This window comes from Streptomyces sp. WM6372 (assembly GCF_001279655.1).
Taxonomy (GTDB): Bacteria; Actinomycetota; Actinomycetes; order Streptomycetales; family Streptomycetaceae; genus Streptomyces.
This window is the reverse complement of record NZ_LGDB01000188.1, coordinates 33,109-59,530: the sequence shown is the minus strand read 5'-3', so window position 1 is coordinate 59,530 and position 26,422 is coordinate 33,109. Positions and strand designations below refer to the sequence as shown.

Here is a 26,422-nt window from a genome sequence, read left to right as displayed (position 1 = left end):
ATCGCCTCTCCCTTCCGGTAGGGCTACGTGTCCCAGTGGGCGGCGTGCCGACGGTGCGCCTCGGTCAGGCCGCCCCGGAAGAACCGGTCGTAGTACTCGGATTCGACGTGGTGCGTCTGCAGCCAGACGCCGGGCACGTGGATGGCGTCGGTGTGCGCGGGGAAGCGGCCGTGGGTCTCGTGGACGTACACGCAGATGTCCCGTGCGCAGTCGATGACCTGCCGGTCGTACTCGCTCGCCTCCGCGAGGTAGCGCTGCGCGTAGTCGTCCTTGTAGACGCGGGTGAAGAGCTCCTTGTCCGCGTAGATGCCGTCCTTGCCGAACTTGGACCGGACGACGGAGTCGACGGCTTCCGCCATCGACGGGTAGTGGGGCGGACAGGCGGCCTTGATGAGGTGTTCGTCGCCGGCCCGCAGTCCCACCGGGTGGGCGCGCAGGGCCGCGTACTTCGGCAGCGGTACCTGCCAGCGAAGCACGTCGAGGGGGCGGAACTTCGGGGTGACGAAGTCGAAGCCCAGCATCCGGCCGTAGGCGCGGGAGAACTTGGGGTCGCCGAGCATGATCTGCGGGCTGATCGTGGCGTGGATCCAGGCGCCGAGCCCCATCGCGTCCGCGACCAGCATCATGTTCTGCAGCAGAAGATCGGCCTCGATCTGGGTGCGCATCGGCCCCAGGGCGCCGAGCGGCATCTTGATGTCGGGGTTGAGGAAGCCGTTCTCGACCCACTTGCGCACCCCGGCCGGGCGGTAGAAGTTGCGGTCGTCGACGAAGGTGGGCCGGGCTCCGTCGGGCTGGGTGAGCAGGTACATCAGGGCGTTGACGTACTGGTGGGAGAGGTCGACCACCGGCAGGAACAGGGTGGTGCCCGGCAGGTTGGACAGGAACCGGTTGGAGTCGAGGTAGGCCGGGAAGTCGCGCATCCCCTCGGCGACGTCCAGCCGGTGGTCCAGTACCCGTACCTTGGCCCTGCGGGCCCGCTCGACGAGGGCGTCCGGGTCGAAGGGGTACCACGGGGCGGGCGGCAGTTTGCGCAAGTAGTACGTGCCACTGTCGTTGATCATGAAGAAGTGGGTGGCCTGCGCGTTGTCGGGGCTGCCGGCGGTCCGCCCGGTCATGTTCAGGTTCGGCTTCGCCATGATCGGTTTGTGGTCGCGCGGGTCCTCGAAGGGCCGGTCGGGCATGGTGAGCCCGGAGGAGCCGGTGAGGGCGATCAGCACCGCCTCCTCCAGCTCGTCCAGCGGCCGCGGCGGGTGCGGGGAGCTGTAGCTCATCGACCCGGCGGGCACGGAGGCTCCCCGGCTGACCCGGTGGGTGCGCCGGCCGAAGACCGTCTCCAGCAGCGGCCGGGCGAGCAGCTCCTCCAAGCCGGGGTGGCGGCGGCCGGGGCCTTCGGGTGCGGACATGGCCCTCCCGTTCAGCCGCGGCCGTCGTGGTTGCGGACCGGCTGGACCGGGCGCCAGGGCGCGAAGGCGCTCGCCCCGCGCGGCAGGACGCCCGCCAGCTCGGGGCAGTGCCGCAGGATGACGCTCGTCATGCCGTTGCGGGCGATCCAGTCCATGCCGAGCGGCGTGTAGATCTCGGGCCGGAAGTCGACGGTGAGGAAGCGGTCGCTCTGCAGCCGCCGGCTCGCCATCAGGATGAAGACGCGGAAGGCGGTGTCGCTGAAGCCGAACCCCGCGGGCGGGTTCTCGGCGAAGAGCCCCACCACCGTGTCGACGTCGTCCACCGAACGGTAGACGTCCCGCAGCCGCGCGACCGTCTCCGGATCCTGGGACAGGTCCTCGAACCGGCGGATCCGCGGCTTGTGCAGCCCGGCCCGGAAGTCGTTGTAGCGGGGGACGCCGCGGCGGCGGGAGCGCACCAGGTCGACCACGGACAGGTCGATAACCTCCCCGTCGCGCCGGAACGCCTGGAGCGAGCGCGGGAAGTTGTGCAGGGTGATGGCTCCCGGGTTGGCGATGCCCAGCGAGTACAGGGAGTCCACCAAGCCGGTCTTGCGGATGAGCGGCTCCGCCGCGGCGCCCTGGAGGTCGTCGAAGCCGAGGGTGTCGAGCCGGCGGCCGAAGCGGTGGTCGACGAACTCGTAGTCGTCGGGGATCAGCGGGTGCATCCGGTAGACGGTGACGAACTCCTCCGTGAGGGCGTACGGGGCCCCGTGGTGGTCGGGCAGGGTCCTGGGGATGCCGCCCTTGCCGTTCGCCTCCAGCAGCCAGACGCCCAGCTGGTCGAGCCAGTTCTTCGGCGGCCCCTCCCAGTTCGTCCGCATCCCGATGTCGAGCGTTTTGGTGGCCAGGATCGCGGGAGTCCACTCCACCGTGTGGATCTTGGCGATGAGGGCGGAGACGACCAGCCGCGCCGTGTGGTAGATCCGGTCCTCGTCCAGGTGCGGGTACTCGTGCCGCAGGGCCTCGCACACCGCGTTGTGCTCGCGGGCGAAGAGGGTGTGCATGGCGCTCAGGCCGAGCCACCAGTTGTCGCTGAACCCGGTGACCGGCAGGCCGTCCGCGCTCGTCGGCAGGTGCCCCCGCTCCAGCCGCAGCCCGGCGCCGCCGCCGGGCTCGCGCAGGGACGTGGCGACGGCCTGGTCGCCGCCGTACACCTCCGAACCGTCCCACCAGTGCGACACGCCGCTGGCGAACACGATCGGCGGCCGCCCGCTCCCGGCCGCGTCCAGCAGTGGCTCGTCGTCACCGAAGCGCATCACCTTCTCGCGCGGTCCACCCGGGGTGTTCTGCCAGTCGGTGCCGGGCGGCAGCGGCACCTCGACGCTCCTGGTGCCCACCGGGACCCGTTTGTGGTTGACCCAGTCGTGCACCTGGAACTGGATCCAGGCCGCGGCGATCACGTTCAGCGATTTCGCCGGGATGAAGGCCTCGCGCCGCAGCAGCTCCCTGCTCACGGTCACCGGGTTCGGGGTGTCGAACCGGTCCGGTCGGTACACCGGCGGCATGGAACGCCCGAAGGTCGCGCCGACGGCGCCCATCCGCGGCTGCGACAGGTCGTTGTGGCTGCCGTCGTAGCTGCGCCTGACCAGCAGCTCCTCGTCCACCGGCGGTTCCACCGGGCCCGCCTTGGGCGGCGCCTCGTGCACCTCGGTGTCGATCAGGTTGTGCCGGCGCAGCGTCTGCCGGAACGCCATCAGGTTCAGCAGCGCGACCGGGGTGGGCAGCCGGTGCCACGGGACGACCCGGTTCACGGAACGGAAGGCGGCCCGCAGCGGGGTCCCGAGCAGGGCGTTGCGGCGCGGCTCCACGGTCACGAAGCGGCGGCCCAGACGGTGCGCGCTGCTCGCCTCGTAGGCGAGCTTGCGGGCACGGTTGAGGTTCCCCAGCGGACGGAAGCCCTCCGCGGTGTGCCACGGGTTGAAGGCCAGCAGGTCGACCCGCGCCTCGGCGGCGCGCGCCTCGGCCGTGTGGACGTCCTGGCGCGGGACGATCAGCGTGGCTACGGGCACCACGGGCGCGTCCCGCTCGCTCCACTCGGCTGCGCCGTCCTCGACAGGGGTGCGCCGCGGGTCCACGTAGCGCTGTACGCACAGCTCGAAGACGATGTCCCCGGCACCCAGCCTCTGTGCCAGCTCGCGCCGCAGGCCGTCGGGACCGGCCGACGCCCCCGCCGGGGCCGGGGCGGCGCCCGGAGCGGGCCGCAGCTGGTAGCGCACCGGCCCCGCGGCGCCCCACAGGATCGCGCCCCGGCTCCAGTACGTCTCCAGCGCCAGGCTGGACACGGTGCGCCTGCTCCCCGCGACGACGTTGCGCCGCATGCGGCCCGCCGTGGACCAGCCGACCGCAAGGGGTAGCTTGACGAACAGCGCGAACCCCTGTGCCGGCCGCGAATCGGCGCCCGCAATGGCCTTGGTGAAGGCCACGAACTCGCGCGCGTCGCGGGCGTGGGAGACCGGGAAGCTGGTCATCAGCAGATCGTGGGTCTCCTCGGGCCCCGCCTCGACGCGCAGCGCCGCCCCGCGCAGATCGGGCGCGGAGTCGGGCCGGCGGACCCCGCTGGCGTTGGACAGCCGGACCGTCACCGGGTACTCGGCCCCGGGCCGGGCGTACCCGGTCCGCAGCTGCTCGGGCAGGTCGTCGCGGAACCGCAGGCGCCCGTTCTCCACGCCGAGGACCGCCTTGGCGTGGAAGGTCCGCTCCAGGGCGGCTGCGCCGCTGCGCCGCTTCAGCTTGAGCTGTACGCGCAGTAGCTCCTTCGCCAGCCGCTCGAAGGCCAGCCGCTCGGTCTCCGGGCTGCCGCCGACGTATCGCTCGTACCGCTCGACCTCGTCCATGCGTGCCTCTTCACGAAGGGGGCTTCCGGGGGCTTCCTTGCACTCCCCACGAGGTTTCCCTAAGTGCGCGGCGGTGTCGTGCCGAGCGGGGCAGACGGGTTCCCGGCGTGGCCCCTTCGGGTGGCCCCGGCCCCGCCCGTCGGCCCACCGGGGACACGGGGTGGCGTCCGCGTGTCCGGGAGGGGCAGGCTGCACTCATGAGAGCGCCCGTGCGCTCGCCCCCGGGACCGGAAGCCGGCGGTCACCACCAGGTCCTCTTCGTCCTCGCGGAGTGCGTGCCCTGCGCGATCGCCCTGCTGGTGCTCCTGATCGAGCTCACGCCCGCGCACGTCGTCTATGCGGGGCCCCTGCTGGTCGCGACACCCGCCCTGGCTGCGGTGACGACGGGACCCAGGGGCACGCTCGTGGCGGCGGGCCCGGCCGTCGTGGTCAGCGCGATCACCGCCACCCACAATCACGCCTGACGCGGCCAACAGGTCTACGCCAACCTCTCGCCCTGTCCCTGGTCACGGCGGCGAGCTTCACGACGAGCCGCGCCGCCCGCACGCGCCGGGAGAGCCAGCTCAACCAGGTCCGCCGGATCGCTGCGGCCTCCCAGGAAGTGCTGCTGTGGCCGGTCCCGGACCGGCTGGGCCCCGTACGGGCGGTCGGCATCTACCTGGCGGCCGAGACGGGCGCGCAGATCGGCGGCTACCTGTACGACGCCGTCCAGACCCGGTATGGGTCCGGATGATCGTCGGGGACGTCCGGGACAAGGAACTGCCCGCCGTACGGGCGGCGGCGGTCGTCCTCGGAGCCTTCCGGGAGTCGGTGCACTACGAGGACGAGTTCGTCGGCGAGGGTGAGTAGCCGTGTGGACCGCAGGATGCGCGGCAGGAGGCCGACCGGGGCGAGGTTGTCACGGATGTGAGCCGCCCCGCCGGGCCGGTGGCAACTCTGATGAGCCGGTGACCAGTAGGTACGGATTCTGCGTGTGCAGGGCTCTTCGTTGGACGAGACAGCCACTTCCAGAGCCTGCCACCTGGCGCTGTCGGGGGCGAGGTCGACTGTGCGCCCAGGGAAGCGGACGGCAGCGCTTTTGCTCACGGCTGTCATGCAGTAACCAGCGGCTGCCAAACGCAATACCTGGAAGATCGGTGTGGTTGCACGGGCGTAACACCGGATGTCAAGCGGGCCTCGGTCCCCGTGGGCGGCACCCCAGACGGGGCCGCTTCCGCCGGATCCCGGAGGACAGTCGCCGCCCCTCCACGTGGCCCGGCCGGCCGGCCGTCCCGGCGTAGCGTGGAAGGGGATCGATCGCCACGTCTCATGCCCAGTACAAGGAGAGCCGCGCGTATGTCCAAACTTGCGTTGTTCGGTCGACGGCGTGACCTGGTCGCCCAGCAGAATCCGTTGCTGGAGCCGGACGAGCTGCTGCTCGACCCTTCCGGCGAACTGTTGGTGTTCCGCAGCGAGAACCAAGGCCGTGCCCGGTGGGGTGTGGCCTTGGCCGACCTTTCCCGTGAGGACCCGCCGGTCGCCCTGTTTGCTGATCGCTCACCGGCTCCAGCCGACTCCACTTCCTCGACCGCCTGTCGCTGGCTTGTGTGGAAACCGTCCTGAGCGAAGCCGCCATGGCCAGTCACGACAAGCTGAGCGGGCTCTGGTACATGGTGGTCTTCTGCTGGGCGGTGAGGAGGGGCGTGCCGGATCGGCTGTCGTCGGGGTACATGAGGTTGGTCTTGTCGTTGACGTGTTCTAGGCCGAGCACATGGGCTACCTCGTGTGCCCAGTCGAGCGGTCCCGCGTCGAGTGAGACGATGGCGGCCGGCTGGCCGGGGACGTAGTTGCCGCAGCCCACGGTGTGTGCCGGGGCGAGGAAGTCCACGACGTAGAGCACGATGTCAGTGGTCGGGACATTGGGCCTGTCCTGCAGGAGGTCCTTCTGGTCGGTGGTGAGGGGCCCGTTGTCGGTGGCCTCGTCGCGGTCGCAGGCGCCCACGTTGTACGTGGTCTTGGTATCGGAATGCGTCATGTGCTCGACGGTGACCCTGTCGACCCGCAGTTCGGCCTGGCGGAAGACCTGCGCCATGCGCTCGCCGTCGTAGGTGGCTTCGACGAGGTCCGCATGGGGCAGGTCCACTAGGCGGATGTGGACGTTGACGTGCTCCGGGCTCCACCAGTCGGTGCCCACGGTGTGGTTGGGCCGTACCCAGAACGCGTCGAGCCGATCGGGCCTGCGGGAGATCAGGTTCACCGCGCCGGGCAGCGCGCTTCCCGCGGCGGAGGCGGCTCGCCCGGACCATCCGCCCGGAATGCCCTCGTCGAACGACAGGGTCTGAAGCCGGTTCTGTGGCGATATCCAGGCCACCTCCAGCCGGGCTCCCGTGCGGGCCGTCGCTGACAGTGCTCCCGGGAGCGCCGCACCGGGCGGTGTGATGGGCCAGGGCGAGGGCCAGTTGAGCCGCGGATTCCATGTGGTGGTGCCGATACCTCCGTCGGGGCCGATCCAGAACACGTCGAGCTGGTCGGGACGGCGGGACACTGCGGTCAGGGCCGCTCGCCGGGGTGTGGTCCGGTCCCCGATCAGAACGTGCCCGGCCGGTGCGATCGAGCGGGAGGGCCAGTTGGCTTGGGCGTTCCACCACGCGGTCGAGACGCCGCCGTCGGGGCGGACCCAGAACAGGTCCAGCTGGTCACGCGTCCGGGACAGGACCGACAGCGCCCCTGCCGGATAGCGGGCAGCCGCGGGAGCGGTGAGCGGCCAAGGGCGAAGCCAGCCGTGCTGCGGGTTCCACGCGGTGGTGCCGATGGCACGGTCCGGGCCGATCCAGAACACGTCGAGCTGGTCGGGGTTGCGGGCCACGGCCGCCAGCGTCCCCGGCAGGGCGTCCCTGGCCGGGGCGATGGTGAACGGCGCCGCCCACCGCCGGGTGGCGGCGTCCCACCAACTGCTCGCGACGGCTCCGTCGGGACGGATCCAGAACACGTCGAGATGGCTGGGGTTGCGGGCCACGACGGCGAGCCCGCCGCTCAACGACCCCGTGGCGGCCGAGCCGGCAGGGGCCGCGAGTTGTGGGTCCCACACCCTGCGGCCGTCGCTCCAGTGGGCGGTGGCGACGGCTCCGTCGGCTCGGATCCAGACGACGTCCAATTGGTCGGCGGAGCGAGCCACGGACACGATCCCGCTGGATTCCACGGCCGTGGACGGCAGACCTATGCCGTCCCGGTCCCATGCGTGCGTCGGTGACGCGGGGAGTAACCACACCAGGAAGGTGAACAGCAGGACAGCGATGCGACGGCGCACGGGGCGTCTCCGTTCCAATCGAGGGCTCCTCGCCGCACCGTGCCGTGGGGCGAGCGATGAGTCTGTTCTGCACCGGCGAGCCCGACCTAACCCTGGGTCACCGACATCGATCGGAATCGGTCGAACATGACTGTTCGTGCACGCAGTGGGTGGAGCCCCTAGGAACCGGCGACGGGTGTGGGCCCCGGTAGCGGCCGGGGCCCTCACCGCGTCTGCGGGCGGTCTAGTTGCAGCTGTCGCATCCGGGCGGGCAGTTGCCGCACGCATCGGCCTTGGGGCCGGCGGAGGGGACCTCGGCGTTGGGCGGCGCGCAGCAGCCCTTGTCCTGCCAGGCGTCGCGGCCTTCCTTGAGTAGGCTCCATCGCCCGCCGGTCACTGCTGCAGGCCCGCCGGGAACGTCCGCTCGCGCTGCTGGGCGGGGGCGGGGGCGGTCAGTGCTTGAGGTGGATGGTGAAGAGTCTCTTGCCGTCCTTGATCGGGCTGGCGTGGACCCAGCCACGAGCCTGGTCGAATTCCCCTGTGCCGCCCGTGATCCCGTTGTCGAACTCTCCGGGCGGGCCGGGGACGATGTTGAAGAGCATCCCCTGGACGGAGAGCTGGCCGCCCGGGAGGTTGTAGGTCACGATGCACTCCTCGGCTCCGCCGTCGGTGACCCGCGTGGTGGTGCAGGTTCCACCGGTCTCGCCGACTTCGTTGTCGTCCTCGTCGAGGAGGACCGAGCGGAAGACGGTCCGGTCGCCCTGGGCGGCGGGGCCGTTGGGGTTGACGGGGAAGAACGACTGCTGCGCGAGCCGGCCAGTGAGCGTGATGACCCGCTCCTTGCCCTTGTCGTGGCCGGAATGGCTGTCCGTCCCGGCGGCCGCCGCAGCGGGGGTGCAGGCGAGAAGGGCGATCAGCGCAGTGGCCGTGCCGAGAAAGGCTTCTCTGATGGGGCGCATCGTGTGGCTCCTGAGGGTCATGCCGATGGATGATCGGGTGATGTATTCATAACCTCGGCTTCAGTGCCGCCCGGAGCGTCCCCTCGCGAACCACCGGTAGATCCGCCTCATCGGACCAACCCCGGACGAGCGACGGCCCGCCGGAGCGGACGAGCCGGGCCCTGCCATGACCCGAAAGACATGGCCTAGTCCAGCGTCCGGGCTTCCGCCCCGTGGCTGCGTAGGTCAGAAGCAGGTTCTGGCACACATTCCGTGAGGACGATCACCGACCCTGGAGTTCGTCACCGCCTGCAGGCCATGGTGTTCGATCACCCCAGCCCTCAGTGTTGGAGCAGGATTCGTAGGAGTAGCGGGTATCGCGGCCCCATTCCTCCCCTGTAATGCGCTTGTATGCCCGGTCCGGTGTGTAGAGGAGGGGCTCGGCCCAGATGAGGTCGATGGTGTAAGGAGTGAAGGCCGGTAGAGAGCCCATGACAGTTGTTCGGCAAAGCCGATGACCAGTGACAACGGTGACCGGGCAAGCCGCTCGGTGAGTGTGGCTGCAAGGAGTTCGGCGTCCGGGTCAGGTTCCGTGGGCCTGCAGTCCTCTATGAGCTGCCAGAAGGCGTCTTCGTCCATGCTGGCGAGCATGCCGCAGCGGTCTGAAAGTCCTGGCTCCGGGTCACCAGTTTGCTGCGGCTGTGAGAAGGACGCGTTTGCGGAGCAGGGGGAGCTCGGCTCGTCCGAACATCTGGCGTTCGACCATCTTGATGTGATTGACGGTTGATGTAACTGATCTTCAGGCCGAGGAAGGTGTTCGCGGCGCCCTTGGCGAGTTCGGCGGTCTGCGGGTCGGTGACGAAGATCGGGACACCCGCGTCCAGGATCGGCGCATACACGGCACAGATCGCTTCTTCTCCCTCGGCGGTGGTGACGCCGGCGATGAGACGGTCGGGGCGCAGGGTGTCCTGCACCACGTGGCCCTCGCGCAGGAACTCCGGGTTCCACACGACGTCGACGTCCTGGCCGGCCGGGGCCAGGCGCTGGGCGAGAGCCGTGACCTGAGCGGTGGTGCCGACGGTGACGGTGCTCTTGCCGACGATCGTGCACGGCCGCGTCAGGGGAGGGGCGAGCTGGCGGACAGCTCCGTAGACCTGTGCGGTGTCGTAGGAGCGGCCGTCGGCGTCGATGGGGGGGCCTACGCCGATGAAGTGCAGGTCGGCAAAGTCGGCGGCCTCACGGATGTCGGTGGTGAAACGCAGGCGTCCGCTCGCGGTGTGGACGGCGAGGAGCTCGGGGAGCCCGGTTTCATAGATGGGGCACTGACCGGCGTTGAGCCGGTCGACCTTGGCCTGGTCGACGTCCACGCCGATGACCTCGTGGCCGAGCTCGGCCATGGCCGCAGCGTGCGGGATGCCGAGGTGACCACAGCCGATCACGGAAACGCGCATTGCAGATCCTTGTCTCGTCGGGGGGGCACGCCGGGCACGGTGTGCCCCCCCGACGCTATCGGTGCCGAACTCTGCCTGAGAAAAGCCGAGTTCGCTCAGACGTTCGTGTTGATGTTGAGCAGACGCTCCAGGCGGCGTGACCGATCTTCGCCAGGCGGTTGATGACTACCTGCGGCTTCGCCGTTCGCTGGGGCACCAGATGGCAGAAGCGGCTTATCTGCTGCCGGACTTCGTGAGCTTCATGGACAACCTCGGCGAACAGACCGTGACCGTTGCCGCCGCGCTGGACTGGGTCAAGACCCGCGAGCCCGAGGTGGTCACGACGGTCAGCCCTCGACGGATCACCGCTGTCCGCGGGTTCGCCCGCTATCTGAGCGGGACCGACCCGGCGACCGAGGTGCCGCCGCTGAGGCTGGTGCCCTACAACCGGCGCCGGGGTCAGATCTTCCTCTACTCCGACGCCGACATCGCGGCGATCATGGCCGCGGCCAAGGAGATGATCCCTCAGCCGTTGCGGGCGGCGACCTATCACACGCTGATCAAGCTGCTGGCCGCGTCCGGCCTGCGCATCGGCGAGGCCATCAAGCTGGACCGCGACGACATCGACTGGACCGAGGGCGTGCTGCACATCCGCGAGTCCAAGTTCGGCAAGTCCCGGCTGGTCCCGTTGCAGGTCAGCGCCACGAACGCGCTGCGCGAGTACGACACCCTGCGCGAAAGGTTGATGCCCAGGCCCAAGGACCCCGCGCTCTTCATCTCCCTCACCGCCAAGCGGCTGATCTACGCCTGCATCCATCCGGTGTTCCGGGCTCTGGTCGACACCGCCGGCGTCGGCCTCGATGCCCCGCACAGACCGCGACTGCACGAACTGCGACATACCTTCGCTGTTCGCACCCTGCTGCACTGGTATCGCACAGAGGACAACATTCAGGCGAGGATCCCGTCGCTCTCGACTTACATGGGACACCGCGAACCGGCCTGCACCTACTGGTATCGGTCGGCGGCCCCGGAACTGCTCGCGCTGGCCGCCGCCCGCCGCGACGGCGTCCGGAAGGCGGCCCGCCCGTGACTCTGATCGCACCTACCCTGCAGGCGTTCTTCACCGACCGGCTCGCCCGCCAGCGCCAGGCCAGCCCCCGCACCATCGCCGCCTACCGCGACGCGCTCCGCCTCCTGCTCGTCTTCGTCCAGCAGCGGACCGGCACCAACCCAGCCCGCGGTCGTGCAGGGCATCACCACCCCATTCAACTCCGGCGTCAACGAAGGCCGCATCACCGACCTGAAGCTCCAGAAACGGATCATGGCCGGCCGCGCCAGAGTCCCACTGCTCCGCCACCGCGTCATCCACATGGCGATACTCCGACGCCGCTACCTGTGACAGAGCGCCACCGGCGCACGGTGGCACACCCCAGCCTCACGGAAATTTCGCCAGGGCCACTTTCAGAAGTACGCCGACACCCGGACGTGGTCTTGGCGCACAAGGCCTACTCGTCCCGAGCGATCCGCTGCCACCTTCGACGCCGCGGGATTCGGGCGGTGATTCCTCAGCCCGCCGACCAAGCCGCCCACCGCAAACGGCTCGGCCGACTCGGAGGCAGACCTCCGGCCTTCGACCGCGAGGCCTACAAACAGCGGAACACCGTCGAACGCTGCATCAACTAGCTCAAGCAATGGCGCGGCCTGGCCGCCAGATACGACAAGACCGCCACCATCTACCTCGCCGGACTCCACCTCGCTGCCATCTTCATCTGGTCAGCGAGGTGATCCGAAGGAAACCGCCTAGACGGCCTGGTCACGGCACTGAGCTGACGCCGCCCGAAACCCCCGTCCTCGGGCGGCGTCAGCTCAGTGCCGGGACCGCGAGGCCCCGGTCGTCGGCGGGGGCTCTGGTTTCCCGTCCCCTCACCGACCTTCCGGCGCCCACTCTGCCAAGCCCCGGAGTACCGCGCATTGGCCTGGCGTGCACAGTGTCTTGACGGAGAGTCGCCCCGCCGTCCGCGCCCCGGGGCCCCGGCTCTTGTTGCGCGGGCCGCCACGGCCGGTGTAAACCCGTGATCATGCTGCCCGAGATAGCGTTCCGCAGCGCGGAACTAGCGCCCGCCGACCGTTTCGAGAGCTGGCGGGCCCTGATGTCGGAGACGCATGCGCCCATGGAGATGCGCAGTGAGTACGCCGCCGACTTCTGGGTGAACCAGCGCGTCATCTCGCTCGGCGGGATCGCGGTCTATCCGATGGAATGCCGTCCCCTGACCTTCCAGCGCACACCGAAGCTGATAGCGAGGTCGGACCCCGAGGCGTTCCACCTCTCGCTGATCAAACGCGGGGCGGGAGCGGTGACGCTGGGCAAGGACACCGTGGTGCACGGTGTGTTCGACATCCACACCAGTGACACGTCACGGCCGTTCGAGATCAGTTCCGGCCCGCATTCCGTCGAGATCATCGGGGTCGAGGTACCCAAGGCGCTGCTGCCGCTGCCCCCGCAAACCGCTGGCCGGGTCATCGGCAAGCGCATCTCGGCCCGGGAGGGAATGGGGGCCCTGCTGGCCACCTTCCTCGACCAGGTGACCAAGGACAGCCGGTCCTACCGGCCGGCCGAGGGCCCGCGCCTGAGCGGCGTACTGGCCGATCTCGTCGCCTCGCTCTTCGCCGGCGTCCTCGAAGCGGACCGGTCCTTGACCCCGGAGACGCACCGGCGCGCCCTGGCACTCCGCGTGATGGCCTTCATCCGGGACAACGCCGACGATCCGCTGCTGGACGTCCCCGCGATCGCCGCCGCCCACCACATCTCCGTCAGCTATCTCCACCGGGTGTTCCAGCAGGAGGGGGACGGGGCGACGGTCGCGGCCTTCCTTCAAGGCCAGCGGCTCGCGCGGGCACGCCAGGACCTGGCGGACCCGCTGCACCAGGAGGTGCCCGTGCACGTCATCGGCGCCCGGCGGGGCTTCCGGCACGCGTCCGCGTTCAGCCGGGCGTTCCGCGAGGCCTACGGCCTGCCGCCCGGGGCCTTCCGCGGGCAGGCCCGGGAGGAAGACCCGGAAGAGACGGCCTAGCGGGCCCGACCCCCGCTCCGACAGGCCTTCGTCCGACAACTCACCCGTGCGGGCGGCCGGATCCACCACAGAAACGAGTCTGCACTCTCCGTCTCCTCAGGGTCGAGATAGCCGCCCTCACCCGCACCCCTGCTGACGTCCGCGTGGACGAGAGCCTTTACTTCGTCCTCTCCGGGCGTACGCCGCAGCCGACAGGGCCCGATGGACAGGAGCAGGGTGGAGAGCCGGTGCGCCGCTTCGAGCGCAGCTTTCTCGTGGCCCCGAATCTCGATGCTAATCATGCTCGCTTCAGCTCCCGACGGATCTGAGACCCTCAGGCTGCGGGACCGGCACGGGCGGCTGCTGTCGGAGACCGCGGACGGCCGGACCCTCACATACGCGTACGACGACCTCGGCAGACGCGCAGGACGAACGACCCCTTCGGGTGCGGAGAGCCGTCGGGCATTCGCTGCGGACGGCCGCCGCAGCAAGCTCACCACGGGCGGGCGGACCATCACCTTCGGGCGCGACGCGGCAGGACACGAGGTACACCGTGCGGTCGGTTCGGCCGTCACGTTGGACCAGGAGTTCGACGCGCTCGGTCGGCTCACCGGCCAACAAGTACGCAACTCGAATGGCGTGGCGCTCCAGCGACGTGGCTACGGCTACCGGACTGACGGCCTCCTGACAGGCATCGAGGACGTCCTGAACGGCGGCCGGCCGTACTCCCTCGATGCAGCCGGCCGGGTGACGGCGGTAGGGGCCAACAACTGGTCGGAGCGGTACGCCTACGACGAGATGGGCAACCAGCCTGGGCCTCGTGGCCGGACGACCACCCGGGGGCGGAGGCACGTGGGGAGCGCGCCTACACGGGCCCCGGGATCATGCGTGCGGGCGCTGTGCGCGACGAGCACGACGAACGGGGCCGCGTCATCCTGCGGCAGGAGACGCGGCTCTCGCGCAAGCCCGACACCTGGCGGTACGAGTGGGACGCAGAAGACCGGCTGGCGCTGGTCGTGACCCCGGACGGTACGTGCTGGCGCTGCCAGTACGACGCCCTGGGACGGCGTACCGCCAAGCAGCGCCTGGCGGCGGACGGCGGACCGGAGGCCGTGGAGGAGACGGTCTTCACCTGGGACGGCACGATGCTCTGCGAGCAGAGCACGGCGGGAGGCCCGGACACCCCGGTGGCGGTGACCCTCACCTGGGACCACGACGGCCACCAACCGCTGACTCAGACGGAGCGCATGAAGGGTGCTTCGCAGGCGGTGGTGGACGAGCGATTCTTCGCGATCGTCACCGATCTGATCGGCACGCCGCGAGAACGGGTGGGCGAGGACGGGCAGGTCGCGTGGCGTACCTGCCGCACCCTCTGGGGCACGACCACGTGGAACCCCGACGCGAGGGCATACACGCCTCTGCGCCTTCCCGGCCAGTACTTCGATGCGGAATCCGGCCTCCACCACAACTACTTCCGCACCTGCGATCCCGAAACCGCGCGCTACTTCTCCCCGGATCCCCTGGGGCTGCGGCCGGCTCCCAATCCCGTCGCGTACGTCCACAACCCGCTCACCAGGTTCGACCTGCTCGGATTGGCGCCGGACCCGGACTGCGACGACATCGACGCCCAGACACAACAGGCGAAGGCCACCTGGACCAGCCCGGCCAGTTTGAACGACCACTACGGCCGCCACGGCCGCGACATGAACATCTACGACGAGGAAGACTATGCTCTGGCGGCGCATGACTTCCTGGCCGGTCCGAAGACCCCAGGTGCCAGGGTGAAAGAGTCCATGATTGAGGGCCAAGTTTATCGCTGGAATCCCACGACCAACGAATTTGGAACCACGGATCTGAAGACCGGAAAAACCATTACGTATTTCGACAGTAGGATTCGCCGAGACGGAACCAAATCTGCTGCAAATGCGCAGCGTTATTGGGACGAACAGCCAGGAACGGAGGGATGGTGACGGTGCGCACCTCGCCTTGCATTGTCTGCGGGTACATGACGGTTCGAGTCAAGGGGTACCACGAAATCTGCCCTGTCTGTGGATGGCAGGACGATGGTGGGGACTATCGGGATCCGGACCGGTATGTTGGCGGCCCCAACCACGTAACACTCCGCGAGGCGCGGCAGAACTACGCAAAGTTCGGTGCCAGTGAGCTGCGCCTGATCGAGCGGGTCCGGGGGCCTCGTCCTGAGGAGATTCCATCTCCTCAGGACGAGGCCCCCGGAAGGCAGAGCTGGGTAGAATTCGTCGATAACCCCGAAATCCTCCTGGAGATCTATGGAGAGCAAGCTGTCCCGGAACTCGACGGGATTTTCGTGCACGAGGTCCGCTGGCACTGGGACGGGCCCTCATTCCTCATCCGATTCGATTTGCCAACCTACCCGGCCGACCCGCCCGACGAATGGCGCAAGAGTGGCTTCAACACCGTCCAGGTGGAACTCGCCCTCCTCGGTGCCGAGTCGGCTCTGGAGGCTCAACGCAACAGCAATCCAGCAGGCAGCATCACACTTTGCGTCGGACCCGCAACGCCGGTGCACCTCTCGTTGGAGGCTGGACGGTTCCGCGCCAGAGTAAACGCAGACCGCGCCGTCATCCACGAGCTGACCGCCTGCACGCGAAGCAGCCCGGACGAGATCCTGGCACCCTGATAACAGGGCCTGTACAGAGCAGTTGCGGGGCCTCCGGTTGGAGGCCCCGCATCCAGTGTGCGACGGTACGCGGTCGACCATGGCCGCCGGAGCAAAGCGGCCCACGAAACGTCGTCGGCCGAGCCCGGCGTGTCCTTGGATGAACTCGTCTCCGGCATGCTGGTCTTGTCGGGATGTTGTTGCGATAGCTGCAACGAGCCCGAGCACGGTGCATTGTCGCGCCCTTCTGGTGGTCTGTTGCTTGGTGCCGTCTTGGCGCCGGCGGGGATCGGTTAGCATCCGGCATGGCCACGCACTGGAGGAACAGTCCTCAGATGTTCGCGCTGATCCTTCGGCGTCATGGACTCGACCCGGATGCGGTCGGAGACGTTGCGCGGGCCTGGTCTGCGTTCCAGGAGTTCGTCCAGGGGGAGATCTATGGGATTGAGCCTGCAGAGGATGACGGCGACGGGTTCATCGTGCAGTGGGGTCGGTGGAGCTGGAATGATGACCGCCCTGCACTGGTCTTCACCAGGCAGTTTCGGGTGAGTGACGAGGGTGACCAGGATGACGAGTTCTGGCAGCCGCAGCACTGGAGCGTAGAGCTTGAGCTGTTCTTCGCTGATGCTCCGGCCTGGGTCGACCTGGGCGATATGGCCTGGACTAACAGCATGGGCTTTGACTTTGATCCCATCGGTCCTGAACGGGCCGCAGCGCTGGCCCAGATCGCCACGTTCATCGAGTCGCTTCCGCAGGTCAGCGCGATGTGGCGAGCGATCCCGGTGGGTAGCGCCCTTGGGCTGGAACGCGCGGACTGATCTGTCAGCAGGACCCCTGCTCCTGAGGTCTGGTCGTTCGCGACCGCGGCGGTCGAGTTCACGGCGGAGCTCGAGGTTGTCGCCGTGGGCTTGTTCGAGCGCGTCTCGCAGGGCCTGTACTTCCTCTCAGTGCTGCTTCTTCAGGCGGGTGATCTGGCTGGTCAGCGCGAGGACGAGGGTGCTCTGCTCGTCGGCCGGAGGCGTCGGTGCAGGAACGGGCCGGGCTTGAGCCCGGAGTCGTTCGATGTGTCCTCGCAGGTCAGGGTGGTTGTAGAGGAACGCGTGGGAGGGGTGAGCCTCGCGCTGGACGCCCGTACATGGAGCGGCGCGCGCTCCTGGAGCAGCTGTTCACCAACCACGCCCTGCCGCCGCCCTGGGCGCTGTGCTTCCCAATCTGGAAGTCAAGCGGCCTGAGGGACTGGGGGAGTGATGGTGTAGCACCGTCGGTCACGAATTAGCGCCCAGAAGACATTGACGCGACGGCGGGCGAGGGCGAGCACGGCCTGGATGTGACGCTTGCCTTCGGCTCGCTTTCTGTCGTAGAAGCGGCGCGAATTGGGGTCGGTGCGGATGCTGATCAGCGCGGAGGTGTAGAAGACACGTTGCACGCGCCGGTGGTACCCCTGTGGGCGGTGCAGGTTGCCGCTGACCTGGCCGGAATCGCGCGGCACAGGGGCTACCCCGGCGAAGGACGCGAGCCGGTCGGCGGTGGGGAAGGCGTCCATGCTGCCGCCGATGCCGGCCAGGAACTCGGCGCCCAGGGTCGGTCCGATGCCTGGGATGGACAGGATCACCTCGGCGAGTTCGTGCTCTCGAAAGCGGCCCTCGATTAGCTTGTCGGTCGCGTTGATCTTTTCGTTGAGGGCACTCACCTCTTGCGCGAGGGTGTGCACCATCCTGGTGATGGCCCGCTCGCCTGAGACTGCGGTGTGCTGGCGGTCGGCGGCCTCGACGGCTTTCGCCGCGAGGGCCTCCGGGTTGCGGACCTTCCGATTGGCGAGCCAAGTCGTCAGACGTCGGGTTCCTGCCCGACGGATTGCGGCGGGTGTCTGGTAGCCGCTCAACAAGGTCAGGGGGCCGGTGTTGCCCGCCGAGGTCGATAGCCCGTTCGAGGGCCGGGAGCATGCTGGTCAATAGGGACCTGAGCCGGTTGATAGTGCGGGTGCGGTCAGCGGCTAGGTGTGTGACTGCCGGAGCTTGATTACACCGGGGCCTCGGTTTTCTGCTTGAGGCGTTCGTAGGGTGTCTGGCCGCCGAGGGCGCCGTGGGGGCGGTGGTAGTTGTAGTAGTCCTCCCACTCTCGCAGCCTGTCGTTGAAGACGCCTGTGTCGTCGATGACGATGCCGTCGAGCATGCGGTAGAACTCTTCTGCGTCGATGCGGTGGGAGCGTTCGACTTTGCCGTTGAGGTGCGGTGATGCGGGTTTGATGTAGGTGTGGGCGATGCCCTTGTCGAGGACGTGCCAGTGGAAGGCGGACTGGAACTCCGCGCCGTTGTCGGTCTGAATGACTTCGATGCGGAACGGCAGGCGCTCGAGGACGTAGTCGAGGAACTGGACGGCGGTCTTTTGGTCGCACCGCGGGTAGATCCGCAGGACCCGCAGCCGGGTGCAGTCATCGATGGCGGTGAACTGGTAGTACTTCGCCCGGCGTCGCCGTTTGGGAAGTGGCCCGGTCACCGGCACTGTCGCGGGAGCCTGCTCGGGGAGACCGATTGGTTCGATGAACTTGACGTCGATCTGGACGCGGTTGCCGGGCAGCTGCTTCTCGTAGCGGGTGTAGCGCTTGTCGTGCCGCTGGTAGCGCTGGGAGGCCGGCAGCCGGTTCAGCCCGAGCTTCGTGAGGATGCGGTAGACGGCTGAACAGGCGATGTCGATGTCGTGGTACCGCTTGAGGTACATCTTGATCTTCATCGGACCGAAGTGGTAGCGCTGCCGGAGGTAGACGATCTTGTTCACCACGTCGTCCTCGGTGGCGTGAGGACAGTGATGCGGCTTGCTTGACCGGTCGCGCAGGCCGTCGAGGCCTTCGTCCTCGTATCGGCGCTGCCACTTGTAAAAGCAAGTCCGGCTGATGCCGTAGTACCGGCAGGTCAGCGCAACGTTCCCCGTGACTTCTTCGGCGTGTCGCAGGACCGCCAGGCGGTGCTGGGCCTGACGGTCTTGCCGCTGTTGCGGCGAAGGGGGCATGGCGGACCTCCGTCTACTCGGAGACCCATGTGTAACCAACGTCCGGCAGTTTTATAGGTAGGGCTGGCCTTCGGGCTGGAGGCGTTCAAGAACGGCGATGGCTCGGGCGACCGGGGCGGTGACGATCCAGGTGGCCGGTGCGCCGTGGGCGTCTTCGCCCTTGAAGGCGAGGCTGTGCAGGCGGTGGCGGTGGCGGTAGAACGGTGCCGTCGAGGGTGCGCTGGAGGGTAAGGCAGCCGCGCTGGAGGTGCTTGATCACTGGCGGGAGGGGGCTATTCCGACCGTGCACTATTCCCTGGATTGGTCTCGGGCTTGGTGCGGCAAGAACTCGGTGACTCTCCGGCTGCTACGAGCTAGGGTGCCCACGTTCCCTCTCTGTTGCTGAGCGCGTCGCCTTCGCCAGCAACTGAACGCTCTGACGGGTCTCAGGCCCGCGGGGGCGCCAACCACCGTTCTGCGCGGTCCTGCTTGTCGGAGTCTCCAGAGTGGCGGGCGTGCGCCAGCAATCGGGCGCGTAGCGGTTCGGGCAGGCCGGCAACGTCCCGCTTCTGGCGCGGGCGAGTCTTCCAGCCCACCAGATGCCGCACGGCCCCGGCGTCGTGCCGCTCCTCGGCCCGCGGGTCAGCCAGCCCGGCAAGCAGGTCGGCGATCGGCACCCTGCCGAGCAGTTCGCCAGGCACGCCCTCGTGGACGGGGTAGCCTGAGCAGCGCCCGTTGCCGGAGCCGTACCAGTCGAGCAGGGCCAGCACTCGCTCCACCGGGTCGGGGAACGTCAGTTGCAGTCGGTCCGTGAGTATCGCGAGCAATTCGGGGGAGGGACTGCCGCCGGTGCGGGAGAGGTCGAGGATCCGGTTGGCGAACCCCTCCAGTCCGGCGGGCATCGCGGCCAGCCAGTTGCGCTCCTCTTCGGCCCCTTCCGCTCGTTGCCGGTCGGCCTCGAACTGTTGCATGGGGCCGGGCATGCCGTGCCTGTCCAGCCAGGCCAGGAGCAGGCGGCCGTCGGCGAGGACGGCGTCGCCCTCCCACTGTCCCCACCTCAGTGTCGCCCCGTGGTGCAGGACGAGGACTGCAAGCCGCCCACCGTCCCGGTCGAACACCTCGAAGCGGACGTCCCCGAGGCACATGCAGTGGAACCCGGGCAGCGATTCCACCGTCATGGCCATCCTGAGCTGGGCTGACTCCGCCGGATCGGAGAGATCCACCCGGATCTCTCCGTCGCTCCCGAACCCGCTCACCGAGCTCACCTGGACCACGTGCGTCTGCTGCAGCACGCTGTCGAGCGCTGTCGTCGCGTCCATGAACCGATCCCTCTCCGTCTGGGCCGCAGCTGCACAGCCCGCCCGATTCCACCGCGGCTCGCGACCGCCTCGCAACCCAGTTCCCCCGTGTGCCCGGCCGGTTGCACACGGTCTATCTCGACACGCTGACCCACCGCCTCCTGGACGAGTGGCTCCAGGAACGGCATGACAGTGGCCCGCATCCCCCACCCGCACCTGCTGGTGACGACGTACTCGGCGCACCCCCCGCTCTCCCGCCCGTCAGCCACTGCGCACTGCGCCGCGCGTTCGACCACACCGGAATCACCCCGCGCCAGATGCGGAGCGACCGCGTGCTGGACGAGGCCCGACAAACCGCCGACCCGGTACACCTGGTGCACCTGTTCGGCATCCATCCCGGCACCGCCGTCCGCTACGTCCACACCGCGCACCCCGACTAGGCGCTGCCCCGGATCCGCTGAGCCGGGAGGCGCTGTTCAGCCCGTCCGCAGCCCACGCCCTGACCGGCTTTCACATGGCCGGGTGGGTGGGCGCAGACTGACTTCCTCGGGGAGCCATCGACTGTTGAGCGAGCGCACCAGTAGCCAGCTACAGATCCGCAATCCAGGGATGCCCCGGGTGTACGCGCTCGAGTAGCTCGGCCAGGGTCTCGCGCTGAGCCGGGGACATGTGTGGGACGGTCGTGTCGAAGTCTGCTTGATCTTTTCTGCGGGCGTGCTTGGCCTTGAACAGCAGTACCAGTTCGGGCGCCAGATACGGGATGCCGTCTTGGGTGTGGTGGATGATGTCGCGGTAGGGAAGCCGGATCCTCTCATCGCGTCGGCAGATCCAGGTGTCGCCGTCGTGCGGTTCGCGGAACACGTCGAGCAGGTAGTTGCCGGTGGCCGGATCGCGGAGCCATGTCTGATGTACGGCGGCCAGCACCTCCGGTGTGGCGTACTCCCAGATCCGGCCGCTGCCTGCCGCGTCGAAGACATATCCGGGGAAGCGGTGGCGGACCTCGGGAAAGCTCGCGGCCGGAATCGCGATCTCGATGTCTCCATGCGCGCGCGTCTGCCTGCCACGGAACAGGTCCAGCGCCCAGCCCGCGGCCACGTACCAGGGCGTGCCGATCCCGGCCAACTGCTGCGCGACCTCACTCGGGGTCCAGCAGGAAGACCACCTGGTGTGGAGGGATTCGCTCTCGTCGGGTGACAGTTCGATGCCGCCGCTGGGCAGTTGCTCGCTCATCGCAGGAATCTATCAGCGGTCTCGAAGGGAGCTCCAAGCCACGATCGATGAAGCAAGCCGACGGTACCTGGAGCCGTAGCCGGTGCATGCCCCTAACCCGTGCGCGATGCCGCCGAGAAATCCGACCAACACGCGAGTTCCCCTTTCCGCGGGACCGAGATTCTGCGAACCTGCGCGCTTCCGCCTTCGACGTCTTGCAGCTGGACGGCAAGGAGCTGCTGACACACCCGTATAGGGAGCGGCGCGCTCCTGGAGCAGCTGTTCACCGACCACGCCCTGACGGCCCCCTGGACGCCGTGTCCGATGACCACCGACCTGGCCAAGGCCCGGGAAGGGCTCCAGACCTGGACCGACGTCTCCGGTGTCGAGGGGATCGTGGTCAAGCCCCTGACCAGCCGCTACCTCCCGGCGTACAGGGGGTGGTCAGTTGACTGCACTAACTCGGGCCCCCGCCGGGGGCTGCGGGATGAACAGCCGCACCAGGGCGAGACGCGCGGCGAGGACCAGGTGGTACCGGCCGACGTGGGCCAGGCAGGCGGCCCCTCCCCGCGGCGGGCTCGCCCCAGCGGCCACGTCCTCGACCGTCGGCGCCCCCTTGTTTGCCGCCTGGTGGTCACTCTGGCCGAAGACGTGTTCCGCCATGTTGTGGCCGACCGCCAGCACGGCCCAGGTCGAGCCGAACGTCGCCAGCGTCGCGAGCTGCTCGACCGTCATCATCGGGCACCGCCAGCCATGGCAGCGGTGTGCGAGATCACGGGCCGCTTACTCGGCAATGAGTTCAGCCGTTGACTGCGATCATGAGCCACATGCTGTCGCTGACGATGAACGATGCTGCGGCCGAGATTCTCGTGTTTGCAGGTGGGGTCAACCTGACGCCACCCGGTGGCCTTGCCCTCGGCCTGCGTGGCCTGCTTACAGAAGGGATCACCCGCCGAGGAGATGTACTCACCTGGGCCAACTCGACAGGCGACGCCAACGGCGCTCCCTCGTTCTTCGGAGACCTCACGGGTTGGGAGTGCGCTGACAGCTCCTTCCACCTGGAGGACCACGTCCCCGTCGATGTTCAGATCAACGATGACACCCCGCAGATCTTGGAGGATGATCAGCGAATCCTTCTCCTTCACGGGATCGCATTCGCCATGGAGTTCTGCCGGCTCATCACCAAACTGGACCACCCAGGCCCGGTGCGCTGCATCGTCGGAGCGAACGAAACCAACGCGACGTTCAGGTTCCACCAGATCCGTGCAGGTGAGTCGTGGCACAACCCAGACCTGGACAGTTACCGGATGGACAAGATGGTCGTGCTCGACCTCAAGCCAGCTGCTGGCTGATCCCCCCAACATCGACACGCATGTCCACTTGGTGCAGAGAAGGACCAAGATCCGAAGACGGGACACCACCGCAGCGGTCATCGGCGCCATCCCCGGAACCCTGAACCGCCCGCAGCTCCTGATCCTCGGCCGCCACGACCAGACGGGCCGACTGCGCGCGGTCGGCCGCACCGTACCGCTTTGCCCGGAGGCCTCCCGGCAGGTCGGCGAGCACCTGGCCGCCGCCGGCCCCGGACAACCGTGGACCGGCGTACGGTTCGCGGCGTCCTGGGGATCCAAAGAGGCCCTGACGGTCTCTCACGGCCCCGCCAGCACCCGCCCGCACGCTCCTCCCGCTCCCGCCCTTCACCCCTCCCAGGCAGAGGCAGAAAGTCGGGCTAGTCACCGGCTGGAATTCGGGGGCTGAACAGGGGAGATGTGGGTGGAGCTGCGGAACCGGTTCCCTCCTTGTTTCCCCCCATAGTTCCACCCTGGTGTCCACGGGTGCCGCTGGGTGTCCTGACACCTTCTCCGAACTATCGATGGCGTCCCGTGATCGGGTGACGGGACGATCAGTCTCGAGGAGAGGGCCGGCTGAGGCCGGAGAACGGCTGCGAGCGGCGCGGGTGTTCCCTGTCAAGTCGGCGTGTTGACTCCTGGGTGAGTCTCCTGGTGTTTGGTCGTGCCGGTCCACGTGGATAGTGGCATATGCCAGGTCAAGCCTTCCGCTGGGCAGACACGCACGCGTAGGCGACCACGACCAAAGTTTCGAAGTGCTGCAGTCTTGCAAGTCGGTGACATGGGTCGGAGACTTAGCGAGGCCGGAATTGCCAGGTGCCGCAAGGTGTGGGGGGCTCGCATGGGTGAAGCAGGCGACCAGGTTCGACTGATTGGCCTTACCAGGCTTGAAGTGTATGAGCTTTCTGAGGCTTTCCCTTCGAAGGACATCGAGGCGGCACAAGAAGAGAGCTTGTCCGGTGGCCAGCATGGTGACTTGGGTACCTGGCAGGCGATCTTGACTCTCTATGCGGCTACTCTTCCAGTCCTAACTGCATGGATAGTAAAGAGGCGCCGCCATGCCGTTATGGAAATCGACGTTGAATCTGCTGATGGTAGCGGCTGGCATCGACAAGTGCTGAAGATTGATTTGCGCGACAGTGAGAATCCTCAGTCCGAGGCGGCGCAAATAATCTCCAGCCTGCTACAAAGCAATACCTCTGTGGAAGATAGCTCCTCCGAATGATTCAGGGAGAGCATCATGCGTAACGTTACTGACGCATTCTCCAATCACACGGTACTTTCTCCCGCTGAGACAGAGCGTTGGCTTCTTGAATTCGCAGGATCGACGGGCGCTCCACCCTATGAATTTCTGCCGGTGTTCCTGCACGAAGCCACGCACCATTGGTGCTTCACCTCTCCAGTTGGGACAGCCGTAGCTGTACTGCAAATGCGGGGCTGCGTGCAGGCACTGCGAGCAATCGAGGCGCCCTCCGCTGAGGAGCGGAGAGAACGCGAATTACTCGCGGTTGAAAGTATGGCTAGGGCGCAAGTAGCCTTAGAATTGATGCGCCCTTTGGCGGAGGGTATGGCGCTGTTTGCCGAGTTCGACCTGTACCCCACTTCGACCGCCAGGATGATGACAGCACCTCTCAGGTGGGGTGTGAAGTTCGCCAACCAAGGAAAGACCGAGGGCAGCCGGAACGACGATACCCGGCTTGCATGGGTCCACCTCGGGCATACGCGCCTGTCGGATAAAATGCGTCGGCGCAAAGAGGACTTGTTGGCTCAACCCTTGTCCTGTGATTCGAGTGAAGGATATCTGGCCGGCTACTTGACAGTGAAATCGCTGTGGCGTCGCTTCTTGCAGGAGGATGGCGAATTTTGGACTTCGGACCGATTCCTTCTGCAGGTATATCACTGGTTCTATGAAGATCCGGAATTTGTGACGATGCTGTTGGATTCGACGCCTGTGGCCCCCGGTTCGCTGACTGAAATGTCGCGCTATTTCCAAGCCCGCTTGGAATACATTTTCTCGGCTAGTGCAGCCTCTCAGCTTCGCGATGGCTATCTGGAAGCGGCATCCGCAGTTCCCTCAAATGGGCCATGGGCAGGGGCGGCAGTCCGTGTTTCGGAAAATCCGCGAGATGCCTTTCAGCAGATCTGGCAGGATGCCTTCAAAGGAATTTTGGTGGATACGGACTCTGAGGTTGTGTTCCGTACAAAGTCACAGCTCCTCACTGTTTTGTATCACTCGATGCAGCAGGGGAGAGACCTCATGTCGATTGGCAGCCTCCCGTGCAGTGTCGTGGCCGATGATGGGCTGACGGTTATGATAAACGGGCGTAAACTGTTGTCCTTCCCTACTTTCGGTAAAGCAGCACAAGCCCACGGAGCAACCGACGCTACGCTGTGCGTTTTTCTATCGCTTCGGGGTGGCAGGCAGGTAAATGCCGTTGAAGGTAACTCGGACCTTCTGGCTTGGTCGACTGTCCCACCATTGGAGAATCACGAAAACGCTAACCTGAAGCATGCCTTGATAGGAAGACGTGTCGGCAGTAATATTAATTCGATAATTCACGAAAACGCTGAAAAGATCAACGGCCTGCGTGCACTGAGTCACTTGTGGGGATACCTGGGGCAAACTCGTGACCGGCTCAACGCGATCTACCAACCCTACGCTCTACTCTATGTCCCGTCGGATCAATTGGAGACTCTATGGGGCTCGATGGAGCTGATGGGGTTCTACGGACTACTTGGCCGAAACCCGGATGCGGTAAGTGCGTTAGCGATTTTTGGGTTGGCCAGCTCAAGCCGCGTCCTTGGCCCCTCAGTAGAGAGGTCATTTCGGGATGCTGGTATATGTCGACCTGAAGCACTCGAATATCTGATGTCGATGGCGGATCGGTATAAGGTTATGCGGATCACGTCCCATTACTTCGGTACTCGTTGTAGCGTGTAATAAGAATTCGGCGATTTAGGGCGGCCTCAGAGCCGGGCCTTGGTACTCGCGCTATGGGACCGAGGGGCCGGAGCCGGTCCGCTTCGATCACAAGGTGGCGCCTGGCTATAGCTGGCCGGCGGAGCAGGTTGCCGAGTTGCTGACCGGGGCCGGGCTCGTCACGGTGGCTCGGTTGCTCCACGACCCGGCCTCTGAGCGGGGCTTCCTCGACACACACTTGCTGGCCCGCCGCCCGTAGAGCGTGGCCTGGGGTGGTGTAGGTCATCCGCGTGCTGAAGCGTCGTGTTGGCCGATCGGTTTCGATCGGTGCAGACCTTCCGAGCATCGCCGGAGACGGCAACCGTCCAGGTCACGAAGACTCCGGTGGTGCGGCCACCGCAGTGGTGCGAGCAACGATCTCCCGGAAGGAAGGAATGCCCAGGTCAACGGACTGCTGCTGCCGGGAGATCTGGGCATCGAGCTGGGCGAGCTTCTCCTCGGCGTGACCCAGGCTGCTCTGCAAGCCTTCGATCTCGCCAAGCCAACCCTCGCGTTCGGCTTCCAGGATGCGTGAGAGGAGGTTGTCGCGGATCTCGATGAGCCGCGGACGTTCTGTCGCGTGAATGATGAGTACGGGACAACGGACACAGGCGTGCTCATGAGCACAATCGGTTCCGTATGCGCGGCGCAGTCGCCCAGGGCGATCTTGCGGCGCTCGAAATGCCCAAGGAACTCGTCCCATTCCTCCGGGGTGACGGTGCGGTATTCCTCGACAGGCTGCAGGGTCCGGCGCCGGGCGATGAACGCTCGATGGGCCTCGATGGCGTCCGTCGGGTAGATAGCGGCGTATCCCATTGTGGTCCCGATGTGGTCGTGCCCAGCGATGACCTGCGCGATGTGGGGCGGTAGGCCAGCGAGGATGGAGTCTGTGATGAAGATTCGACGGAAGTCGTGGGGCTGGAAGATGAGGGGGTCGCCTGCGCTGTCCACCAAACCCGAAGCCAGCAGAGTCGCGTCGAGTCCCCTGCGGATCGTCGTCGCAGACAGCAGACGCGGCGATC

The 26,422-nt window shown here is 67.1% G+C and carries 24 protein-coding genes and 3 pseudogenes; 15 read left to right on the top strand and 12 right to left on the bottom strand.

Translation table 11 applies throughout. The features are described from left to right. Positions 1-23 precede the first annotated feature (23 nt). Positions 24-1,403, bottom strand: a complete 1,380-nt coding sequence (locus ADK52_RS20195; RefSeq protein WP_107090124.1) for a hypothetical protein — start codon at positions 1,401-1,403, stop codon at positions 24-26. Positions 1,404-1,414: 11 nt separating this feature from the next. Next, entirely contained in the window at positions 1,415-4,279 is a 2,865-nt protein-coding gene (locus ADK52_RS20190) for a peroxidase family protein (protein ID WP_053691232.1), read from the bottom strand. 197 nt (positions 4,280-4,476) lie between these two features. Between ADK52_RS20190 and ADK52_RS43815 the strand changes: the two genes are divergently transcribed. The 3 genes from ADK52_RS43815 to ADK52_RS42450 all read left to right on the top strand — a co-directional run bounded on the left by ADK52_RS43815 (position 4,477) and on the right by ADK52_RS42450 (position 5,881). Next, positions 4,477-4,743, top strand: a complete 267-nt coding sequence (locus ADK52_RS43815) for a hypothetical protein (protein WP_234344074.1) — start codon at positions 4,477-4,479, stop codon at positions 4,741-4,743. A 137-nt stretch (positions 4,744-4,880) separates the two neighbouring features. Next, positions 4,881-5,012 (top strand): hypothetical protein, encoded by a 132-nt coding sequence (locus ADK52_RS44545; protein WP_267887281.1) that lies wholly within the window; start codon positions 4,881-4,883, stop codon positions 5,010-5,012. Positions 5,013-5,614: 602 nt separating this feature from the next. Further along, positions 5,615-5,881: a hypothetical protein gene (locus ADK52_RS42450; RefSeq protein ID WP_159045991.1), complete on the top strand. Its 267-nt coding sequence runs from the start codon at positions 5,615-5,617 to the stop codon at positions 5,879-5,881. A 19-nt stretch (positions 5,882-5,900) separates the two neighbouring features. Here ADK52_RS42450 and ADK52_RS20180 read toward each other — a convergent pair whose 3' ends face one another. The 4 genes from ADK52_RS20180 to ADK52_RS20170 all read right to left on the bottom strand — a co-directional run bounded on the left by ADK52_RS20180 (position 5,901) and on the right by ADK52_RS20170 (position 9,933). Further along, complete coding sequence (locus ADK52_RS20180) at positions 5,901-7,565, bottom strand: hypothetical protein (protein ID WP_159045990.1); 1,665 nt, start codon at positions 7,563-7,565, stop codon at positions 5,901-5,903. A gap of 431 nt (positions 7,566-7,996) precedes the next feature. Continuing rightward, a complete protein-coding gene (locus tag ADK52_RS20175; RefSeq protein ID WP_234344071.1) occupies positions 7,997-8,503 on the bottom strand; it encodes an allene oxide cyclase barrel-like domain-containing protein in 507 nt (168 codons plus the stop codon). A 225-nt stretch (positions 8,504-8,728) separates the two neighbouring features. Continuing rightward, entirely contained in the window at positions 8,729-9,121 is a 393-nt protein-coding gene (locus ADK52_RS45065; protein ID WP_420714921.1) for a DUF4240 domain-containing protein, read from the bottom strand. Further along, the gene (locus tag ADK52_RS20170) at positions 9,091-9,933 is read right to left on the bottom strand and encodes a nucleotide sugar dehydrogenase (RefSeq protein ID WP_234344069.1); all 843 of its coding nucleotides are present in this window, start codon (positions 9,931-9,933) and stop codon (positions 9,091-9,093) included. The genes ADK52_RS45065 and ADK52_RS20170 overlap by 31 nt, the downstream gene beginning before the upstream one ends. Before the next feature lie 136 nt (positions 9,934-10,069). Here ADK52_RS20170 and ADK52_RS20165 point away from each other — a divergent pair, with 136 nt between their 5' ends. The 7 genes and pseudogenes from ADK52_RS20165 (at position 10,070) to ADK52_RS20145 (ending at position 16,418) form a co-directional block, all read left to right on the top strand. Continuing rightward, positions 10,070-11,002, top strand: coding sequence for a tyrosine-type recombinase/integrase (locus ADK52_RS20165; protein WP_053691229.1), 933 nt, complete (start codon positions 10,070-10,072; stop codon positions 11,000-11,002). 153 nt (positions 11,003-11,155) lie between these two features. Next, positions 11,156-11,311: a hypothetical protein gene (locus tag ADK52_RS41650; RefSeq protein WP_234344067.1), complete on the top strand. Its 156-nt coding sequence runs from the start codon at positions 11,156-11,158 to the stop codon at positions 11,309-11,311. Positions 11,312-11,382: 71 nt separating this feature from the next. Beyond that, positions 11,383-11,697: pseudogene (locus ADK52_RS40295) on the top strand (transposase); the annotation flags it as partial. A gap of 293 nt (positions 11,698-11,990) precedes the next feature. Further along, positions 11,991-12,983, top strand: coding sequence for an AraC family transcriptional regulator (locus ADK52_RS20160; RefSeq protein WP_053691251.1), 993 nt, complete (start codon positions 11,991-11,993; stop codon positions 12,981-12,983). 878 nt (positions 12,984-13,861) lie between these two features. Next, complete coding sequence (locus ADK52_RS44820) at positions 13,862-14,932, top strand: RHS repeat-associated core domain-containing protein (protein ID WP_324615929.1); 1,071 nt, start codon at positions 13,862-13,864, stop codon at positions 14,930-14,932. Then, a complete protein-coding gene (locus ADK52_RS39305) occupies positions 14,926-15,621 on the top strand; it encodes a CPCC family cysteine-rich protein (RefSeq protein WP_063783895.1) in 696 nt (231 codons plus the stop codon). The genes ADK52_RS44820 and ADK52_RS39305 overlap by 7 nt, the downstream gene beginning before the upstream one ends. Positions 15,622-15,935: 314 nt before the next feature. After that, positions 15,936-16,418, top strand: coding sequence for a hypothetical protein (locus ADK52_RS20145; RefSeq protein WP_053691227.1), 483 nt, complete (start codon positions 15,936-15,938; stop codon positions 16,416-16,418). Positions 16,419-16,819: 401 nt separating this feature from the next. Here the strand turns inward: ADK52_RS20145 and ADK52_RS20140 are convergent. From ADK52_RS20140 to ADK52_RS20130, 3 genes and pseudogenes are all read right to left on the bottom strand, one after another. After that, positions 16,820-17,597: pseudogene (locus tag ADK52_RS20140) on the bottom strand (transposase); the annotation flags it as partial. 22 nt (positions 17,598-17,619) lie between these two features. Then, positions 17,620-18,606 (bottom strand): IS481 family transposase, encoded by a 987-nt coding sequence (locus tag ADK52_RS20135; protein WP_053691226.1) that lies wholly within the window; start codon positions 18,604-18,606, stop codon positions 17,620-17,622. 425 nt (positions 18,607-19,031) lie between these two features. After that, the gene (locus tag ADK52_RS20130) at positions 19,032-19,904 is read right to left on the bottom strand and encodes a hypothetical protein (protein ID WP_053691225.1); all 873 of its coding nucleotides are present in this window, start codon (positions 19,902-19,904) and stop codon (positions 19,032-19,034) included. Between the two features lie 101 nt (positions 19,905-20,005). Here ADK52_RS20130 and ADK52_RS20125 point away from each other — a divergent pair, with 101 nt between their 5' ends. Then, complete coding sequence (locus tag ADK52_RS20125) at positions 20,006-20,323, top strand: hypothetical protein (protein ID WP_053691224.1); 318 nt, start codon at positions 20,006-20,008, stop codon at positions 20,321-20,323. A 148-nt stretch (positions 20,324-20,471) separates the two neighbouring features. Here ADK52_RS20125 and ADK52_RS20120 read toward each other — a convergent pair whose 3' ends face one another. After that, complete coding sequence (locus ADK52_RS20120) at positions 20,472-21,113, bottom strand: nucleotidyltransferase domain-containing protein (RefSeq protein ID WP_053691223.1); 642 nt, start codon at positions 21,111-21,113, stop codon at positions 20,472-20,474. Between the two features lie 423 nt (positions 21,114-21,536). Then, entirely contained in the window at positions 21,537-21,830 is a 294-nt protein-coding gene (locus ADK52_RS20115; RefSeq protein ID WP_053691222.1) for a hypothetical protein, read from the bottom strand. Positions 21,831-21,910: 80 nt separating this feature from the next. Between ADK52_RS20115 and ADK52_RS20110 the strand changes: the two genes are divergently transcribed. From ADK52_RS20110 to ADK52_RS43805, 4 genes and pseudogenes are all read left to right on the top strand, one after another. Continuing rightward, entirely contained in the window at positions 21,911-22,444 is a 534-nt protein-coding gene (locus ADK52_RS20110; RefSeq protein ID WP_159045989.1) for a hypothetical protein, read from the top strand. An 838-nt stretch (positions 22,445-23,282) separates the two neighbouring features. Further along, a complete protein-coding gene (locus ADK52_RS42445; RefSeq protein WP_159045988.1) occupies positions 23,283-23,666 on the top strand; it encodes a hypothetical protein in 384 nt (127 codons plus the stop codon). Positions 23,667-23,681: 15 nt separating this feature from the next. After that, positions 23,682-25,382, top strand: coding sequence for a hypothetical protein (locus tag ADK52_RS42440; protein ID WP_159045987.1), 1,701 nt, complete (start codon positions 23,682-23,684; stop codon positions 25,380-25,382). Between the two features lie 46 nt (positions 25,383-25,428). Then, positions 25,429-25,620, top strand: a pseudogene (locus ADK52_RS43805) (SAM-dependent methyltransferase); the annotation flags it as partial. A 111-nt stretch (positions 25,621-25,731) separates the two neighbouring features. On the opposite strand, the gene ADK52_RS42435 reads toward ADK52_RS43805, so the two are convergent. Further along, positions 25,732-26,103, bottom strand: coding sequence for a hypothetical protein (locus ADK52_RS42435; protein ID WP_234344064.1), 372 nt, complete (start codon positions 26,101-26,103; stop codon positions 25,732-25,734). Between the last annotated feature and the right edge of the window lie 319 nt (positions 26,104-26,422).

What these genes read in the sequence shown, in the direction of transcription:
- ADK52_RS20195 (WP_107090124.1), bottom strand. Translation starts at nt 1,403, where the DNA reads ATGTCCGCACCCGAAGGCCCCGGCCGCCGCCACCCCGGCTTGGAGGAG.
- ADK52_RS20190 (WP_053691232.1), bottom strand. Translation starts at nt 4,279, where the DNA reads ATGGACGAGGTCGAGCGGTACGAGCGATACGTCGGCGGCAGCCCGGAG.
- ADK52_RS43815 (WP_234344074.1), top strand. Translation starts at nt 4,477, where the DNA reads ATGAGAGCGCCCGTGCGCTCGCCCCCGGGACCGGAAGCCGGCGGTCAC.
- ADK52_RS42450 (WP_159045991.1), top strand. Translation starts at nt 5,615, where the DNA reads ATGTCCAAACTTGCGTTGTTCGGTCGACGGCGTGACCTGGTCGCCCAG.
- ADK52_RS20175 (WP_234344071.1), bottom strand. Translation starts at nt 8,503, where the DNA reads ATGCGCCCCATCAGAGAAGCCTTTCTCGGCACGGCCACTGCGCTGATC.
- ADK52_RS45065 (WP_420714921.1), bottom strand. Translation starts at nt 9,121, where the DNA reads ATGGACGAAGACGCCTTCTGGCAGCTCATAGAGGACTGCAGGCCCACG.
- ADK52_RS20170 (WP_234344069.1), bottom strand. Translation starts at nt 9,933, where the DNA reads ATGCGCGTTTCCGTGATCGGCTGTGGTCACCTCGGCATCCCGCACGCT.
- ADK52_RS20160 (WP_053691251.1), top strand. Translation starts at nt 11,991, where the DNA reads ATGCTGCCCGAGATAGCGTTCCGCAGCGCGGAACTAGCGCCCGCCGAC.
- ADK52_RS39305 (WP_063783895.1), top strand. Translation starts at nt 14,926, where the DNA reads ATGGTGACGGTGCGCACCTCGCCTTGCATTGTCTGCGGGTACATGACG.
- ADK52_RS20145 (WP_053691227.1), top strand. Translation starts at nt 15,936, where the DNA reads ATGTTCGCGCTGATCCTTCGGCGTCATGGACTCGACCCGGATGCGGTC.
- ADK52_RS20135 (WP_053691226.1), bottom strand. Translation starts at nt 18,606, where the DNA reads ATGCCCCCTTCGCCGCAACAGCGGCAAGACCGTCAGGCCCAGCACCGC.
- ADK52_RS20130 (WP_053691225.1), bottom strand. Translation starts at nt 19,904, where the DNA reads ATGGACGCGACGACAGCGCTCGACAGCGTGCTGCAGCAGACGCACGTG.
- ADK52_RS20120 (WP_053691223.1), bottom strand. Translation starts at nt 21,113, where the DNA reads ATGAGCGAGCAACTGCCCAGCGGCGGCATCGAACTGTCACCCGACGAG.
- ADK52_RS20115 (WP_053691222.1), bottom strand. Translation starts at nt 21,830, where the DNA reads ATGATGACGGTCGAGCAGCTCGCGACGCTGGCGACGTTCGGCTCGACC.
- ADK52_RS20110 (WP_159045989.1), top strand. Translation starts at nt 21,911, where the DNA reads ATGAGCCACATGCTGTCGCTGACGATGAACGATGCTGCGGCCGAGATT.
- ADK52_RS42445 (WP_159045988.1), top strand. Translation starts at nt 23,283, where the DNA reads ATGGGTGAAGCAGGCGACCAGGTTCGACTGATTGGCCTTACCAGGCTT.
- ADK52_RS42440 (WP_159045987.1), top strand. Translation starts at nt 23,682, where the DNA reads ATGCGTAACGTTACTGACGCATTCTCCAATCACACGGTACTTTCTCCC.
- ADK52_RS42435 (WP_234344064.1), bottom strand. Translation starts at nt 26,103, where the DNA reads ATGGGACGAGTTCCTTGGGCATTTCGAGCGCCGCAAGATCGCCCTGGG.